This window comes from Prevotella sp. Rep29 (genome assembly GCF_019551475.1).
Classification (GTDB): Bacteria; Bacteroidota; Bacteroidia; order Bacteroidales; family Bacteroidaceae; genus Prevotella.
On record NZ_CP047159.1, the window covers coordinates 1266087 to 1281968 of the forward strand.

General features: G+C 46.6%; 14 protein-coding genes and 1 pseudogene. 8 read left to right on the forward strand and 7 right to left on the reverse strand.

Annotated features, from left to right (window positions below):
- Nucleotides 1-17 precede the first annotated feature (17 nt).
- The 3 genes from gldM to GRF55_RS05350 are packed head-to-tail and all read left to right on the forward strand — an operon-like array spanning nucleotide 18 to nucleotide 3267.
- Nucleotides 18-1574: a gliding motility protein GldM gene (gene gldM / locus GRF55_RS05340; RefSeq protein WP_220369480.1), complete on the forward strand. Its 1557-nt coding sequence runs from the start codon at nucleotides 18-20 to the stop codon at nucleotides 1572-1574.
- A 13-nt stretch (nucleotides 1575-1587) separates the two neighbouring features.
- Complete coding sequence (gldN, locus tag GRF55_RS05345; protein ID WP_220369481.1) at nucleotides 1588-2622, forward strand: gliding motility protein GldN; 1035 nt, start codon at nucleotides 1588-1590, stop codon at nucleotides 2620-2622.
- Between the two features lie 36 nt (nucleotides 2623-2658).
- Nucleotides 2659-3267: a porin family protein gene (locus GRF55_RS05350; protein ID WP_220369482.1), complete on the forward strand. Its 609-nt coding sequence runs from the start codon at nucleotides 2659-2661 to the stop codon at nucleotides 3265-3267.
- An 88-nt stretch (nucleotides 3268-3355) separates the two neighbouring features.
- Here GRF55_RS05350 and argR read toward each other — a convergent pair whose 3' ends face one another.
- The 7 genes and pseudogenes from argR to GRF55_RS05380 form a co-directional block, all read right to left on the reverse strand.
- On the reverse strand, nucleotides 3356-3832 hold the full coding sequence (argR, locus tag GRF55_RS05355) for an arginine repressor (RefSeq protein ID WP_220369483.1): 477 nt from the start codon (nucleotides 3830-3832) through the stop codon (nucleotides 3356-3358).
- A 252-nt stretch (nucleotides 3833-4084) separates the two neighbouring features.
- Complete coding sequence (locus GRF55_RS05360) at nucleotides 4085-4819, reverse strand: Bax inhibitor-1/YccA family protein (RefSeq protein WP_220369484.1); 735 nt, start codon at nucleotides 4817-4819, stop codon at nucleotides 4085-4087.
- Nucleotides 4820-4920: 101 nt separating this feature from the next.
- Entirely contained in the window at nucleotides 4921-5262 is a 342-nt protein-coding gene (locus tag GRF55_RS11700; RefSeq protein WP_370626760.1) for a rhodanese-like domain-containing protein, read from the reverse strand.
- Nucleotides 5248-5772, reverse strand: a pseudogene (locus GRF55_RS11705) (TlpA family protein disulfide reductase); the annotation flags it as partial. The pseudogene GRF55_RS11705 and the gene GRF55_RS11700, both read right to left, overlap by 15 nt.
- Nucleotides 5773-5895: 123 nt before the next feature.
- On the reverse strand, nucleotides 5896-6504 hold the full coding sequence (locus GRF55_RS05370; protein ID WP_220369486.1) for a riboflavin synthase: 609 nt from the start codon (nucleotides 6502-6504) through the stop codon (nucleotides 5896-5898).
- Between the two features lie 328 nt (nucleotides 6505-6832).
- Nucleotides 6833-7462, reverse strand: coding sequence for a YiiX/YebB-like N1pC/P60 family cysteine hydrolase (locus GRF55_RS05375; RefSeq protein ID WP_220369487.1), 630 nt, complete (start codon nucleotides 7460-7462; stop codon nucleotides 6833-6835).
- A gap of 12 nt (nucleotides 7463-7474) precedes the next feature.
- Nucleotides 7475-9043 carry a DUF3943 domain-containing protein gene (locus tag GRF55_RS05380; RefSeq protein ID WP_220369488.1) on the reverse strand — a complete coding sequence of 523 codons (1569 nt, stop codon included), beginning with the start codon at nucleotides 9041-9043 and terminating at the stop codon, nucleotides 7475-7477.
- Between the two features lie 539 nt (nucleotides 9044-9582).
- On the opposite strand from GRF55_RS05380, the gene GRF55_RS05385 reads away from it, so the two are divergent.
- The 5 genes from GRF55_RS05385 (at nucleotide 9583) to aspS (ending at nucleotide 15814) form a co-directional block, all read left to right on the forward strand.
- Nucleotides 9583-11658, forward strand: coding sequence for a TonB-dependent siderophore receptor (locus tag GRF55_RS05385; RefSeq protein ID WP_220369489.1), 2076 nt, complete (start codon nucleotides 9583-9585; stop codon nucleotides 11656-11658).
- Between the two features lie 357 nt (nucleotides 11659-12015).
- Nucleotides 12016-12564 carry a hypothetical protein gene (locus GRF55_RS11710; protein WP_255563884.1) on the forward strand — a complete coding sequence of 183 codons (549 nt, stop codon included), beginning with the start codon at nucleotides 12016-12018 and terminating at the stop codon, nucleotides 12562-12564.
- Between the two features lie 306 nt (nucleotides 12565-12870).
- Nucleotides 12871-13158, forward strand: coding sequence for a hypothetical protein (locus tag GRF55_RS05395; protein ID WP_220369490.1), 288 nt, complete (start codon nucleotides 12871-12873; stop codon nucleotides 13156-13158).
- Nucleotides 13155-13583 (forward strand): PIN domain-containing protein, encoded by a 429-nt coding sequence (locus GRF55_RS05400; protein WP_220369491.1) that lies wholly within the window; start codon nucleotides 13155-13157, stop codon nucleotides 13581-13583. Before GRF55_RS05395 ends, GRF55_RS05400 begins: the two co-directional genes overlap by 4 nt.
- Nucleotides 13584-14047: 464 nt before the next feature.
- On the forward strand, nucleotides 14048-15814 hold the full coding sequence (gene aspS / locus GRF55_RS05405) for an aspartate--tRNA ligase (protein ID WP_220369492.1): 1767 nt from the start codon (nucleotides 14048-14050) through the stop codon (nucleotides 15812-15814).
- The last annotated feature ends 68 nt before the right edge of the window (nucleotides 15815-15882 follow it).

Consider the following 15882-nt stretch of genomic DNA (forward strand, 5'->3'; position numbering starts at 1 on the left):
TATATATAATATAAGGTATGGCAATTAAGAAAAGACCGTTATCTCCACGCCAAAAGATGATCAACCTCATGTATGTCGTCTTGATGGCAATGCTTGCGTTGAATATTTCAACGGAGGTGCTCAACGGTTTCTCGATTGTGGAAGAAAGCCTTAACCGGACGACGGAGAACTCTGCAAAGGAAAATCTGGCGGTGTTCAGTGACCTTGAGACACAGATGAAACACAATCCGGAGAAAGTGAAAGCGTGGTTCGATAAGGCAACGGCAGTGAAGAACATGAGTGATTCGCTGTACAACTTCGCACAGCAGCTGAAAGAAGCGATAGTGAAAGAGGCTGATGGCAAAAAGGGAGATATCAAGAATATTAAGAATAAAGACGATTTGGAAGCCGCAAGCCATGTGATGCTGGCACCAGGCTCGGGAAAAGGAAAGGCGCTGTATGATGCAATCAATTCGTACAGAACGAAAATCCTTTCGATGATAACCGACTCCATGCAGCGACAGATTATAGCAAGCAACCTTTCCACGGAATTGCCGAAAAATGCGATGACGATGGGGAAGAACTGGCAGGAATATCATTTTGAGGATATGCCTGTGGCGGCTGCTGTCACCTTGCTCTCAAAACTGCAAAGCGATATCCGCTATGCTGAGGGAGAAGTGCTCCACACATTGGTGTCGAGTGTGGATGTGAAAGACATCAGGGTCAATCAGGTGGATGCTTTCGTCATACCCGAAAAGACCACTTTATATCCAGGCGAGCGTTTTTCTGCAAATATCGTGATGGCAGCGGTGGACACCACCCAGCATCCTGAAATCTATGTCAACGGAGTGAAAGTCAATTCTTCAACGGGAACCTATTCGTTCACAGCCGGTGGAATCGGGCAGCACTCATTCAGCGGATATATCACGATGCGAAATGGTTCCGGCGAGATTCTTCGTCGCGATTTCACACAAAAGTATGAAGTGATATCAGCTCCTACAGGCGCTGCTGTCGCTGCCGACCTAATGAATGTGCTCTATGCGGGCTATTCCAATCCGATGACCGTTAGTGTGTCGGGCATTCCTCAGAATGCAGTGTCGATGACGATGAGCGGCGGTACCTTGACTTCAAAGGGTAGCGGACGCTATGTGGCAGTTCCCACAGCCGTAGGAAAAGACGCTGTCTTTACCGTGACGGCAAACGATAAGGGTAAGGTTCGCACGATGGGAACGTTCACCTTCAAAGTGCGCAAGCTGCCAGATCCGACTCCCTACATAGCGATAGGCAATGACCGCTTCAAAGGTGGCGGCTTGGCAAAGGCATCGCTGATGAATGTGAACACGCTGAGCGCGGCAATCGACGACGGCTTGCTGGACATTCCGTTCAAGGTGGTCAGCTTCCATACCGTGTTCTACGATAATATGGGTAATGCCGTTCCGATGGCGTCGGCAGGAGCATCATTCTCGCAACAGCAGAAAGAAGCCTACAGGAAACTTTCTCGAAACCGAAGATTCTATCTCACGAATATAACGGCAATAGGTCCCGACGGCATCACTCGCAAGCTTCCGGGAGCAATGGAAATAATAGTGAAATAACAATTCTATGAAGATGAAACGAATATTGTATATATTATTTGTAGCATGTCTGGCACAGAGCGTTTCAGCTCAGCCGGCAGTCCGCAGGAATGCTCAACAGCAGCAACCCAGATCGAATGCGGACAACATGACAACCCGTGCACGGATAGACTTCCCGACAGCAGCTCCCATGTCTGAAGATGTTGTGTGGAGGCGCGATATCTATCGTCATCTCAATCTTGAGGATGATGCCAATGCCGGCTTGTATTATCCGGTTGAGCCGTTAGGTTCACAGATGAACCTTTTCACCTACATCTTCAAGCAAGTGATGAGAGGTAGCCGCAATGGAGGTATCGATGCCTATGAGTATCGCATGGACGGGAATGAAGTCTTTACGGACTCTGCGCGCATTAAACCGCTGAATTTCCTCGACAACTATCATATTTATTATGAGCGTGTGAATGGACGGGGAATACGTATCGACAACAGCGACATACCATCGCGAGAGGTGAAGGGCTATTATCTGAAGGAAAGTGCGTATTATGATCAAGGGACTTCCACTTTCCATCGGAAGGTTGTCGCTATCTGTCCAATCATGACACGCGAAGACGATTTCGGTGATGTGGGAACGCCATATCCCTTGTTCTGGATACGCTATGACGATATCGCTCCGTTCCTCAGCAAGCAGATGATCATGACCAGCAATCTGAATAATGCTGCAACCATGAGTATCGACGACTACTTTACCCGCAACATGTATAAGGGTAAAATCTACAAGACGACCAACATGCTCGGACGCACGCTTGCACAATATTGTCCGACAGATTCGGCAATGGCACGTGAGCAGCGGCGAATTGAGAAAGAATTGCAGGATTTCGAGAAGACGATATACGGCGACCCAGCCTTGAAAGATTCTCTCGACAGCATAGCAAAAGTGAATGTCGATGGCGATAAGAAAGTGAAAACAAAGGCAACGCGTCGAAGCAGAAATACTGTAAAGACACGTCGCTCGCAAGGCTCTTCAGGCAGTTCGGCTCCACGCGTTTCCGTACGCCGCGAGCGTCATTAAAACGAAGTTGATTAACAAATTAAAATAACAGAAACGATGAAAAAGTCTTATATCATTGCACTGGTGGCATTTTTGTTCATTTCCGTGCCGGCGAAATCGCAAATCGAGTTTGGTGTTAAGGGTGGTCTTAACATTTCCAACTTTTCGTTTGATAAAAAAGTCTTTGACAAATCCAATCAGACGGGTTTCTTCATCGGTCCGACCGTAAAGTTTTCACTCCCTGTCGTTGGATTTGACATCTCCGCACTTTATGACCAGCGTTCGGCTGACTTGTCGGTTTATATGATGTCAGAGACTCTGGCAAAGGAGACCATCAAGCAACAGCAAATCGTTATCCCTGTAAATGCACGATTCAGTTTTGGGTTAGGAGAGACAGCCAGTATTTTCTTCTTCGCAGGTCCGCAATTTGGCTTTAATCTCGGTGACAAGAGCAAGAAATTGTTCGATGAGGTGGCGGAGTGGAAGTTGAAAACCGCGAACTTCAGTATCAATGCGGGACTCGGTGCGATGTTGTTAGGTCATTTGCAAGTTTCTGCAAACTACAATATTGCTTGCGGAAAGACAGGCGAAATAGAACTCATTGATGGAATTAAAGACAAGGCAAATGCAAATGTATGGCAAATTTCACTGGCTTATTACTTCTAAGCAGTTGATAAGCAGATAAAAAAGAAGCGCCATTCTCGTCTGACACACGAGAGTGGCGCTTCTCTATATAGCGAAGTGTTAAGCAAATTTAGTGAATGTTCGGAATAACGACTCCGAGTTCTTCAATAACTGCTTTCTTAGGTGTTCCTTCCTTGATGACCAGTATGATTGTGTCATCACCCGCAATTGTTCCGAGAATGTAGGGGATATGACAGTTGTCAATGTTATAAGCGATGCTGCTCGCATATCCTGGTCGTGTTTTGATTACACAAATGTTACCGGCGAAATTGACTGAGATGAAACCAGAGTGTTGCAACATCTCTTTTGCAGTACGCGGTGTTGTCACACGCTTATACATCGTCTCATTGGGTAGCACATAGACGTATGCACCGTTCATGCTTGCAGCCTTCGCAACTTTAAGCTGCTTCAAATCACGGCTTAATGTCGCCTGGGTCACTTTGTACCCCTCATCCTTCAATGCCTTCAAGACTTCCTCTTGACTTCCAAGCTCTTTGCTGGAAATAAGCATCTTGATCGTTTCTATTCTCTCATTTTTCGTTTTCATCTCAATACTTTCTATTAGTTATTCGGTACAAATATATAATTTTTTTTACAAAACCAAGAAAAAAACAAAAAAAATCGTCTTTAAAATCGCGTTTTTTTGTTCATTTTTTGGAAAATAAGTGTTTTTTTTGTGTCTTTTTGATTGCTTTGAAGTATAATTGTAATGATTTTGTCTTATAAATATAAAATAAGCGGACAGGAATTTTGTTCCATGAAAAATTCCTGTTCGCTTCGAATATGCTCATGCTCTTTTCTACTCTCTGCTTCCGAATATGCGCAGTAGATAGATGAACAAGTTGATAAAGTCCAGATATAATGACAAAGAACCGAGGAGAGCTATCTTTTGCGCCTCTTCGTTGGGTTCTTCACATTCGAGTAGCATGTTCTTGATTTCCTGGGTGTCCCATGCTGTGAGTCCGACAAAAATCAGCACGCCGAGATAGCTGAGAATCATGTCCAGACCACTGCTTTTCAGGAATATATTCACGATAGTGGCAATGATAAGACCGATGAGTGCCATGAACAGGATTCTTCCCATAGACGACAGGTCGCGTTTGGTGGTATAGCCGATGAGCGACATCGCGGCAAATGTTCCTGCGGTAATAAAGAACACTTTGCTGATAGATGCGTCTGTATAGACGAGGAAGATACTCGAAAAGACCACGCCGTTGAGGAGTGAGTAGATGATGAAAAGGATGGTTGCCGTAGTGAGAGACAATTTTTTTATCATCCCGCTAATGACAAAAACCAATGCCAGTTCCACAATGAGCAGTCCCCACAGCATCCATGAATTTTCCATTAAAGTCCAGATGAGACTTGAATTGTTGGCTACTCCATAGGCGGTGATGCCGGTAATTGCCAAAGCCAGCGTCATCCACAAATATACTTTTCGCATCAAAGCCGGAAAAGCCAAGGAAGCCATTTCCATCTTGTCGTAACCGACGCGTTCTTTCTCTCTGACCATTTGTTCCCAATTCTTTTCGTTCATTTTTCTACTATTTATTAAAGTAAAAGATATTCAGTGATGTTCTCTGTTGTCTGCAAAGATACGATATGTTATTTGATTGTCCAAAACATTTTTCGGAATATTTACTGTACGATTTCCCTGCCGTCTTTTTCCCATTGCAAGAATCCGCCGTTCAGGTTGTAAACATGATAGCCTTCTTCTGAAAGAAGTTTGGCTGCTTGTGCACTGCGTCTTCCGCTCCGGCAGTACACCGCCAACGGACGCCCTTTCCCGTAGAGCTGCTTTATTGTCTCAATAAACTTGTCATCCATCACGTTGACGAGTCGTGCCTTGGGCAGATGGCCTTCATCAAATTCAGCTTCAGTGCGCACGTCAATCAATGCAGCCACATCTGCTGCCAACAGCCGTTGGAACGCTTGCGTGTCGAAAGTGGTGTATGCTGTGCTGTCGAGTATCTGATTGATGGTCTCAACAAGCGACTGGAACTCATTTTCTTCATAAAGTCTTGTGCGCTTGATGACAATTCCGTTCTTGTCGATGAGCACGTTGCGGGTCACTCCCGACTCGCGCTGCGCGTATCGTGCAAATATATCTGCACCGGGGTCGAGCGCCAGAGGGTAGGTGACCTTTGTCGTTTCAGCGAATTTCACGACCTTTTCAAGTGGTTCGTCGCGGTCGATTCCAATGAGTGCAAAGTTGTTGTTCTGCTGATGCACTTGCCAGATGTCGCTTTCGATGAACGGCATTTCTTTTCTGCATACGCCACACCAGCTGGCTGTGAACTGAAGCATCACAAGCTTTCCGCGCAAGTCAGAAAGGCGCACGCGCTGTCCGTTCGTGAGAGTTGTTTCAAAGTCGGGTGCCTTCTCGCCTTCATAGACGATATATCCATTGGCGTCCGGCTGCACATTTTCCTGTGCACTTGCTACCTGAAATGTCAGGATGGCAATGAAGAAAAGGATTTTCTTTTTCATGTCGTTATACATTATTATATATAAGTCCGTCGATGGAATTGAGCGGGCGCATCGTTGATTCTCCGATGGGTGGATTGATTTGTTTCTTCTGATTGTTTTCCGTGTCCCGGGCAGAAGTCTGCGTCAATCCTTGGATAGGGTAGAGAGCCGTGCAATATACTTGCCCAGGATGTCGAACTCCAGATTCACTGCCGTTCCGAGCCGAATGTCACAGAAGTTGGTGTGCTCCATCGTGTAGGGAATGATGGCAACCTGGAACGTGTCTTCCGTCGGATTGCATACCGTCAGTGACACGCCGTTCACCGTCACGCTGCCTTTATCCACCGTGAAATAACCGCGCCCGACCATCTCTCGGCTCGTTTCATACTTAAACGTGAAGTAGGTGCTGCCATCGGCATCGGTCATATCCGTGCAAAGTGCCGTACAGTCCACATGTCCCTGCACGATATGCCCGTCCAGCCTGCCGTTCATCAGCATCGACCGTTCCACATTCACGCGGCTGCCCACTTCGAGCTGTCCCAGGTTGGAACGTTCGAGCGTCTCCCGCATGGCAGTGACTGTATATGTGTTGTCCACGATTTTCACTACAGTCAGGCAGACGCCGTTGTGCGACACGCTCTGGTCTATCTTCAGTTCGTCAACGAACGAGCAGTTTAGCGTGAAATCCACATTCCCGCCGGTGCGCTCAATTGCCACGACGGTAGCCATTTCTTCAACAATTCCCGAAAACATGTTTGGTCTTATTATTCTATTTGAAGGTTAAACATAAGAAAGGTCGTACTGATGATGTGATGAAAACTCCTTATTCATAAGTTTTGAGAGCTCTCCACCTTTGTAATCCACCGGCTTTACAGCTATTCCGAAAGGAAATGTGGCCCGCCATTAGCAAGAGAAGTCATCTCGGTTTTCAGTTTCTATTGATGAGTATCCCGATCTGAATCAGCACGACCTCTGTTTTTTACAACTGCGCCTGTCAATCTTTGCTTCTGATTGTCGAGGCGTGTTTTGCATTTGCAAAGATAATAAAAATTCTGATATGTGCAAAATCAACCCGACTTTTTCAGAAGAAGCGATATACAATCTTTACGTTTTCTCGTCTGGACAGCTCTCCGGGGTTGGTGCCGGGTTCTCCTTCCGGCACATCCATGTTGAAACGGCGGTAGAATGTTTTCCAGTAATCTGTCACATTGCCGGACGCATCATGAAAAGACATGGGGATGGGCGAGAATATCAGTCTGTTCTTCTTGTCAACATAGCTTTTTTGGACCAGTTCGCTGCAATAAATTGCGTTGTTGTCGGGCAGGAAGAGCGAGTCGTAGGGGAGTCCGAGAAACCTTTTCGCCCTCTTTATGGTCTTCCGCAAATGATAGTCGGAAGTGATGCGACCGACGAGCACCCGCACCTCTCCACTGTCCTGTGTATTGCGTTCGATGAATTGTTCTAAACTACTAATAGCCACGCCTTTCACTCTTGTTGCTTCAATCACATGTTTATTCCAATAAATCGCCACGTGGTCGATTTTCATTCTGTCAAATCCTTGCGTAACATCCGTGATGGCATTGTCTGACGGAGACACTTCAAACAGCAAGTCGCCATCTTTCAGAAGTGAGACATCGCAGATTCTGTCCGGCTGTTGCGCAAACGAGTAACAACTAAAGATGGAACACAGAAAAATAATAATCCATTTCATTTCTATATGTTTTTATTTGATGGTGTAATTCACTCCTAAACGCCATTCCCATGTGTGGGAATGGCAGTTTTGTTGATAGCGATAACGCGTATGCCGGTTGTAATAGTTACCAGACATGCGAAGTCCTAGATTTTTATGTATTCGAATTTCAATGTGTGGTGAGAATAACCATAACCCTGCCACACTTGCATCCCCCTGAGTACTCCAGTCAACAGGATCTTTGTTCGTGTTAATATCACGGAAATCAAGCCATGTAAAAAGGCGGAAATACGACAACTCAACTCCTGCATGAAGCCAATCGTAGATTCCAAAATTAGTATAGGATTTCAGTGAAAAGCCACTGCCAATATTATAGTTGCGATCAATTAAATTGCCGGAATAATCACTCATCACACCGCCCAAAATAATACCATTCACATATAATTCTTGGCGGAAATAACCGTTTTCATCATGTTCTCGTTCACAAACTATACCAGGTCCGAGACATCCAGCTTCAGATAGTTTATATGGTACCTCGCCACCATTGACACCGTCACTATAAAGATATGTAAAGTGTTGATAAAAACCACATTCTACTTTCCATGAATCTGTCAATAAAGGTAGTGCAAAAAGTCGTCCACGCAACTTGAGATGGTTCAGGAGTTGTTGATGTCTTCCTGGTGCAAAACCTAATGAAAGGACAAAATGCTCAAAAGGTTTATTTCGCCTCTCTTCAACAACAGCATCTCCATAGTTGATATCAATGTCTAAATATGCAGTGTTCAAGTTTCCCTGTTCTTTTCCAGATACGGATAAGTGGCGAAAACCTGTATTGACAGCCATTTCAAATTTTGTAGGAACAAAAGTTGTACGGCGAGTGTTTCGGCGCCAAGCTTCACCTGTTAGTAGGCGAGTAAGTCCACGCATAGGATTGATGGCAGCTCCTGCTAATTCACTCACAATGCGATTCCCTCCTGTTTGAGTGTCGTCAATTACTAAATCACTTAATCTTTGGGACACTTCACCTATTGCAATACCGCCAAATGTGGTTGAAAGAAAATCGTTGACGGATGGTAATTCCATCTCACCAATCAGTTCCCACAGTAAGCTTCCTGCGGTAGCATATAGAGATGATTGCCAGAAATTCATACCATTGGAACGTGCAGCATTATAATTTAGCATTCCATGGTAGGGATGATTGAAGAGATTAGTACGCATTAGGTCACTATCCCAATACCATTTGTTCATTTTAAGGTTACGCCTAATTGTTTTCATGGTAACATGTGCATATGCACCATCTAAGACGAAACGGTCAAATGCCAATAATCCAAAATGGAAGCCTACAGTCTCTGCAGCAGCCAGCCATGGTCGCTGTTTCACTGGTTGTATAAAAACCAGGGAATCAAATGGAGACGACAGAAGTATGTTCGTATATTTTTTATTGAAGTCATTTCTTTCTTCTTCGATGTAGTCAGTAATATTAGAGTTTGATTCACAGTGTACGTATGTGATAGTGTCTCCCTCTTGTATTATGACTCTTGCGAGGCAGATAGGATTACCTAAAAGTATCAAACTTCCCCAAATAATGAATAATCTTTTCATATTGTTGATATATTTATTTTTGCTACAAAGGATTAGAGTCAAGTCATAGATCTCTATCCTGATATTAGCGTGGCAAAGATAAGCATTTTATTTTGTATTCCAGCTTTATTAAAAACATTCGGTACGACAGCGATTGGGGTAACAACGTCTGGAAAGGGGGCGTGTGGAACGAGTAACTTAAGATAAGTTTCTCCATCTCGGCATATCGCATAGTTCAAGGTGACTTCTTTATCTCGGCAGAAGAAATAAATGAATTTATTTCGTTTTGCCGAGATTTTTCGTAACTTTGGATAAGTTTTTCGCTCGATAATCCCTGCATTATAGCCGTCCCTTACCAAGGGACTCTAAATGTATTGTTCTCACTTAATCGTAACTTTGGCTGATGCCCAAATTACTAACGCTCGGAAAAATGCAAATAAATTTGCTTTTTCACTCGCTTAATCGTAACTTTGCCGAGTCTTTGGCGGCATGCGGTTTTACTGATGAAGCCGGAGATGGGTAAAAATGAAATATGATTTGATTATCTATATAATATAATAATGTATAAGTCGAAGTACAACATGCGCGAGTGCCCTGTTAGGTTCAAGTGCTTTCAGCGCAAGGGCTATTCGCTGTTCAACTGCTTGGGACGTGAGGTGCTGATTGGTGCACTCAGTGTCGCAACGCTGACTCATGCCTCGGCAAGCGGAATGAGCACGATGCAGTTGAAGAGCGATACCGTTCGCCAAGCCACTTGGGAAATCAGCCTTGAGGATATTGACGTGAAGGGCTCGCGTGCTCCGCTGTCCACAGGACAGGCGGCGCGCATCGTAACTGTGCTGGACAGGGAACAGATTAACTGTGCCCCAGTGCAAAGTGTTAATGATTTGCTGAAATATGTGTCAGGAATAGATGTCCGTCAGAGAGGTGCTATCGGCTCTCAGACGGACATCAGCATTCGTGGAGGTACGCAGGAGCAGATAGCTATTTTTCTCAATGGCATCAATATCTGCGATCCGCAGACGGGACACAACGCTTTCGACCTGCCCGTTGATTTGAGCGAGATAGAGCGGATTGAGGTCTTGGAAGGACCGGCTGGCAGGGTTTATGGCGCTTCGTCGCTGCTCGGAGCCATCAATGTGGTGACGAGGATGCCGGAGAAGGGGAGTGTGGATTTGCATGCGGAGGGTGGCAGTTACGGCTACTTGTCGGCAGGCGGCCGCATCAATCTGACCGCGGACGCCAAGTGGAACAATCAGTTCAGCGGAAACGTGACGCGCAGCGACGGTTATAGCCGTTCGAAAGCCGGAAGCCTGAATGCTGACTATGCGGGCGGAAAGCTGTTTTATCAGGGGCGTTACGATGCTGGTCGGATGCGGCTGAACTGGCATGCCGGCATGAGCGTGAAAGGTTTCGGAGCCAACACGTTCTACAGTGCCCGCTTCGATGAGCAATATGAAAAGACCACCAAACTCTATACGGCGCTGAAGGGTGAGTTTGATTGGGGGAGGTTCCATGTGCAGCCGTCGGTATATTGGAACAGGAACCACGACCGCTTTGAGTTGATACGAGGCTCTGAAGATAACGTCCCGTTCAATTATCACCGCACGGACGTGCTGGGTGCCCATCTGAACGCCTATTTCGACTGGCAATTCGGGCGCACGGCTGTCGGTGCGGAGTTTCGGAACGAAGACATTGTGAGCGGAAACATGGGCGAACCGCTCGACAAGCCGGTTCACATTCATGGCACCGGGCGCGACTATCTCTTCGGACTGAACCGCTCGAACATCAGTTTCAGTGCCGAGCACAACCTGCTGCTACGCTCTTTCACGTTGTCGGCAGGGTTTGTGTTGGTGAAGAACACATGGAACAAGATGCCCTTCACGTTCTATCCAGGCATCGATGCCTCCGTACGGATTGAGGACAACTGGAAGCTGTATGCCTCCTACAACACCTCGCTCCGCATGCCGTCGTTCACGGAACTCTACTACAGCGTGGGCGGACATAAGGCGGATAAATATCTGAAGGCGGAAGAACTGAATGCCTACGAGGCGGGCGTGAAGTATCTCTCGCCCTTCCTGACGGCATCAGCCAGCCTCTTCCATCACCGTTGCAGGAACATGATTGACTGGGTGATGGACACGTCTGCCGACGACCCTGTGTGGGAGAGCGTCAACTATACGAAAGTGAACACGGTGGGATTCGAGACGACGTTTCATTTCGATTTCCGCCATATCCTTTCCGGACGGGCGGTGCTGAGAAACCTGACCGTTGCCTATACCTACCTGAATGAGGACAAAGACGATGTGCGGGAGAATGTGAAGACGCAATCAACGCTCGAGTATCTGCGCCACAAACTGGTGGCAAACGTCAGCCTGAACCCCTTCAGGTCGTTCACCGTCGAAGTGAACTACCGCTTTCAGGACCGTGCCGGAACCTATACCGATGTCAATGGCGTGGTGCAGGAATACAAGGGCTATTCGGTGGTCGATTGCCGGATGGCGTGGGAGAAGCCGACCTACAGTTTCTTCATAGAGGCGAACAACCTCTTTGGTGCGAAGTATGTGGACTACGGGAATGTGCCCCAGCCGGGTGCATGGTTCATTGCCGGCGTGAAATATCGCTTTGACTTATAGCACCGAAGAATAGGGCAGGGGCAACCCCGATTGCATTTTTTCTTCACAATTATTTGTGCGTATTAATAGAAAGGTGTACCTTTGCGGGCGAACACATGATTTAAACAAGATGATGACGAGAGATGGAAATATAGTTAACACTGTGGAAAAGAATGACCGAAATCCTTGGTTATTCCAATCTTTCTGTTACTCTCTCTCTCTCTCTCTCTCTCTCTACAATTAGCCAATAATAGCATATTTGAGGGTGCGCACTTCCGCACGCCTCAACACTTACGGCTTCCTGTGAGCATGCCTCACGGGAAGCTGCATCGTATTGTATAGTTAAACATTTATTTACTAATTAAAAACAAAAAGCTTATGAAAACAAAACTACTTTCTATTTTTGCCCTGCTGATGACAGCTACGGGCGCAGTGGCACAGACGGAAACGCTGCTGACCACGATTACGGCAACAGGCAAAGAGCAAGCAAACTACAGTACGGCGAATGTGGCAACCGTTTCATTCAGTTATACTGCAGGAGGGAGCTCAGCATACCTCGCTAACTGGGGATGGTGGGGATACGGTTGGTCGGCCACCGTCAATGCTGCCGAAGGATATACCATCACCAAATGTATATTCTATGACGACGCCAATCGTACTGCTACAGACAGCGAAGCTCCCTTTGTAGTAGAAACCACAGAAGAGGATAAGACACCGAAAGTAAATGGCACCCCCATTCTGGCATACACGTCTAAAGGTATAAAAAAGATTGAGGTGTATGGCTATGCTACGTCGACAGGCATCAGCGGTATTAAGACTGCCGATGATAGTGCGAATGGCATCTACTACGACCTGCAGGGTCGCCGTGTAGAGAAGCCTACAAAGGGCATCTACATCGTGAACGGTAAGAAGGTCGTTCTGAAGTGAGCAGAACCCCTTGGCTTGCCTGATGTCTTCCAGGCGTGAGCAAGCCTAAGGATTTACTTCAATCACAACCTCTGCATAAACAAGAAAGGAGCCTGAAAGCCTCATGGGAAGCAACATCTCTCATGGCTTTCAGGCTCTTTTTGTGTTGTTGGACGGACAAGAACCACTGTAAAACTTCGGTTGCTTGCCTAAACAAGAAACTAGGCCAGTCAGAAGGAAAAGCGATTTTTCTGATAAAGATTTTATCGCCGAAGACATCCGAATCTCACAAAATTTGATTATATTTGCAGACGTAATCACAAAACAATGAAAATTATGGATGCAAAGACGCCAAAAACACGCAACGCCTCTCACCCCATTAGTCATTATTGGGGTTTGGTGAAGGATATGGACGACAGCCAGAAGTTGGAGCTCGTCACGATGCTTGTCAGTAGCGTGAAGACTGTCAAGGCTAAGCCGAAGAAGAAGCTTGATGCCTGCGACTATGCCGGCATCTGGAGTGACGAGGAATATATGGATGCTGATGAAATGGTGAAAGGAATGCACAGCGCACGCCATTTCAAAGACCGCACAAAATTCTGGGATGAACTATGAAACGGCAAAAGTATCTGCTCGACACCAATATCTGTGCATACTGGTTGCGCGATAAGTTCGATGTGAAGCATCGCATCAATACCGTGGGCATGGAGAACTGCTACATCTCCGAAGTCACCGTTGCTGAACTGAAGTTTGGCAAGGCGTATGGCAGGTTGAAAGGCGGTCCGAAGTATAAGGACCAGCATCTGGAGCAATTTTTCGAGGACATTAATGTCTTGAAAATTGAGCCTTACTTCGATTTTTATGCTGACGAGAAGGCACGGCTCGAACTGGCAGGCACTCCTGCACACGACGACTTCGACCTTCTCATCGGTTGTACTGCTGTTGCCGAGGACATGGTAATGGTGACACAAAACGTGACAGATTTCAAGAATATCAATGGCATACAGATAGAAAACTGGATTCCTGACTTGCAAAAATAGTACAATCTTTTACCGAAAGACCTGATTAAAAAGATATCCGCCGGGATTCTCTTTCCAAGAGTCTCGGCGGATTCTTGCTTTTGTATATTTATGCAATAGCAGAGCTCTAAAAAGTCATTTTGTAAACTCTTGAATTCCAGTGCGTTAGGAATGGCTTTCCAAAAGGGGAACTTTTGCACTCCAAAAGGGGAACTTTTAGGAGCTAAAAGGGGAACTTTTGCAAGCTAAAAGTGGCACTTTTGGAAAACGAAAGTTCAACTGCATATTTATACGCCCATTTCTGTATGTTTATGCGCTTCCGCAAAATGAAAAATAATAAAGGATAAATGATACAACAAGAGGGCGCTTTTTTTCGTCGGATAATTTTCTTTCAACGAGGTGGGAAAATGCGAAAAAACACGCTTTTATTTTGTTATCTCCCGTTTTTAGTCTAACTTTGCATTGTTTTTCAAGTAAGTGTAGATATGTATAGAACAAATACGTGCGGTGAAATCCGCATTTCAGACGTAGGCAAGCAAGTGACGCTTGCAGGATGGGTTCAGCGTGTCAGAAAGATGGGAGGAATGACTTTCGTTGACCTCCGCGACCGCTATGGCTTGACGCAATTGGTATTCAATGAGGCGACGGACAAGGAACTTTGTGACAGCGCCAACAAGCTGGGACGCGAATTTTGCGTGCAGGTTTGTGGCGAAGTTTCCGAGCGCGAAAACAAGAACAAGAATATTCCGACGGGCGACATCGAGATAAAGGTGGCGAAACTGAACGTGCTCAGCGAGAGCATGACACCGCCGTTCACCATCGAGGATCAGACGGATGGCGGCGATGACATACGCATGAAATATCGCTATCTGGATTTGCGGCGTACTCCCGTCCGTTCCAATCTGGAACTGCGCCACCGCATGACGATTCTCATCCGCAACTTCCTGGATGCGCAAAACTTCATTGAGGTGGAAACACCTATCCTGATAGGTTCCACGCCCGAGGGAGCAAGAGACTTTGTCGTTCCTTCGCGCATGAATCCCGGACAGTTCTATGCCTTGCCGCAAAGTCCGCAGACACTCAAGCAGTTGCTGATGGTCAGCGGTTTCGACCGCTACTTCCAGATAGCCAAGTGTTTCCGTGACGAAGACCTGCGTGCCGACCGTCAGCCGGAGTTCACACAGATTGACTGTGAGATGAGTTTCGTTGACCAGGAAGACGTGCTCGACATCTTTGAAGGCATGTCTCGCCACCTGTTCAAGGAGGTGTTGGGCGTGGAACTTCCCGAGAAACTTCCGCAGATGACATGGCACGATGCCATGCGGCTTTATGGAAGCGACAAGCCTGACCTGCGCTTCGGCATGGAGTTCGTGGAACTTGACGACGTGCTGAAAGGAACAGGCACGTTCCCCGTATTCAATGATGCCGCATATATTGGCGGTATCTGTGTGCCGGGATGTGCCAATTACAGCCGCAAGCAGCTGGACGAACTGACCGACTTCGTGAAGCGTCCGCAGGTAGGAGCAAAGGGATTGGTCTATGTGAAGTACAATGAAGACGGCACCGTCAAGACAAGCATCGACAAGTTCTATACTCCCGACGTCTGGGCAAATCTAAAAACCAAAGTGGGCGCCAAAGACGGTGACCTCGTGCTGGTGATGAGTGGCGAGAATGCCAATAAGACACGCGTCCAGCTCAGCACGCTCCGTCTGGAAATGGGCGACAGGCTTGGCTTGCGCGACAAGAACAAGTTTGAATGCCTGTGGATTGTTGACTTCCCGCTGTTTGAATGGAGCGATGAAGAGCAGCGCCTGATGTCAACCCACCATCCGTTCACAATGCCCAACCCGGATGATATTCCCTTGCTGGAGGACCATCCCGAGAAAGTCAGGGCAAAGGCATACGACTTCGTGTGCAACGGTGTCGAACTCGGTGGAGGAAGTCTGCGTATCCACGACGGCAAGTTGCAAGAGAAGATGTTCCGCATACTCGGATTCACTCCCGAAAAGGCAATGGCACAATTCGGATTCCTCATAAACGCCTTTAAGTATGGCGCGCCCCCACATGGCGGCATCGCTTTCGGACTGGACCGTTTCGTGTCGATTTTGGCTGGGCTTGATTCGATTCGCGACTGCATAGCCTTCCCGAAGAATAATTCGGGGCGCGACGTGATGCTCGATGCACCTTCAGAACTCGACGACAAGCAGTTGGACGAGTTGATGCTGAAAGTTGATATACATCAAGAAAAGTAACGAAATCGGAAATAAATGGTCGGGAAGAATAGCTATTATCGTGAGAATCACTAACTTTGCAGCGGTTA

Excerpts from the sequence above, each read along its gene's own strand:
- GRF55_RS11710 (WP_255563884.1), top strand. The coding sequence starts at position 12,016 with ATGAAAACAAAACTACTTTCTATTTTTGCCCTGCTGATGACAGCTACG.
- GRF55_RS05360 (WP_220369484.1), bottom strand. The coding sequence starts at position 4,819 with ATGAACGAAAAGAATTGGGAACAAATGGTCAGAGAGAAAGAACGCGTC.
- gldN (WP_220369481.1), top strand. The coding sequence starts at position 1,588 with ATGAAACGAATATTGTATATATTATTTGTAGCATGTCTGGCACAGAGC.
- GRF55_RS05350 (WP_220369482.1), top strand. The coding sequence starts at position 2,659 with ATGAAAAAGTCTTATATCATTGCACTGGTGGCATTTTTGTTCATTTCC.
- gldM (WP_220369480.1), top strand. The coding sequence starts at position 18 with ATGGCAATTAAGAAAAGACCGTTATCTCCACGCCAAAAGATGATCAAC.
- GRF55_RS05375 (WP_220369487.1), bottom strand. The coding sequence starts at position 7,462 with ATGAAATGGATTATTATTTTTCTGTGTTCCATCTTTAGTTGTTACTCG.
- argR (WP_220369483.1), bottom strand. The coding sequence starts at position 3,832 with ATGAAAACGAAAAATGAGAGAATAGAAACGATCAAGATGCTTATTTCC.
- GRF55_RS05395 (WP_220369490.1), top strand. The coding sequence starts at position 12,871 with ATGAAAATTATGGATGCAAAGACGCCAAAAACACGCAACGCCTCTCAC.
- aspS (WP_220369492.1), top strand. The coding sequence starts at position 14,048 with ATGTATAGAACAAATACGTGCGGTGAAATCCGCATTTCAGACGTAGGC.
- GRF55_RS05400 (WP_220369491.1), top strand. The coding sequence starts at position 13,155 with ATGAAACGGCAAAAGTATCTGCTCGACACCAATATCTGTGCATACTGG.
- GRF55_RS05385 (WP_220369489.1), top strand. The coding sequence starts at position 9,583 with ATGTATAAGTCGAAGTACAACATGCGCGAGTGCCCTGTTAGGTTCAAG.
- GRF55_RS05380 (WP_220369488.1), bottom strand. The coding sequence starts at position 9,043 with ATGAAAAGATTATTCATTATTTGGGGAAGTTTGATACTTTTAGGTAAT.
- GRF55_RS05370 (WP_220369486.1), bottom strand. The coding sequence starts at position 6,504 with ATGTTTTCGGGAATTGTTGAAGAAATGGCTACCGTCGTGGCAATTGAG.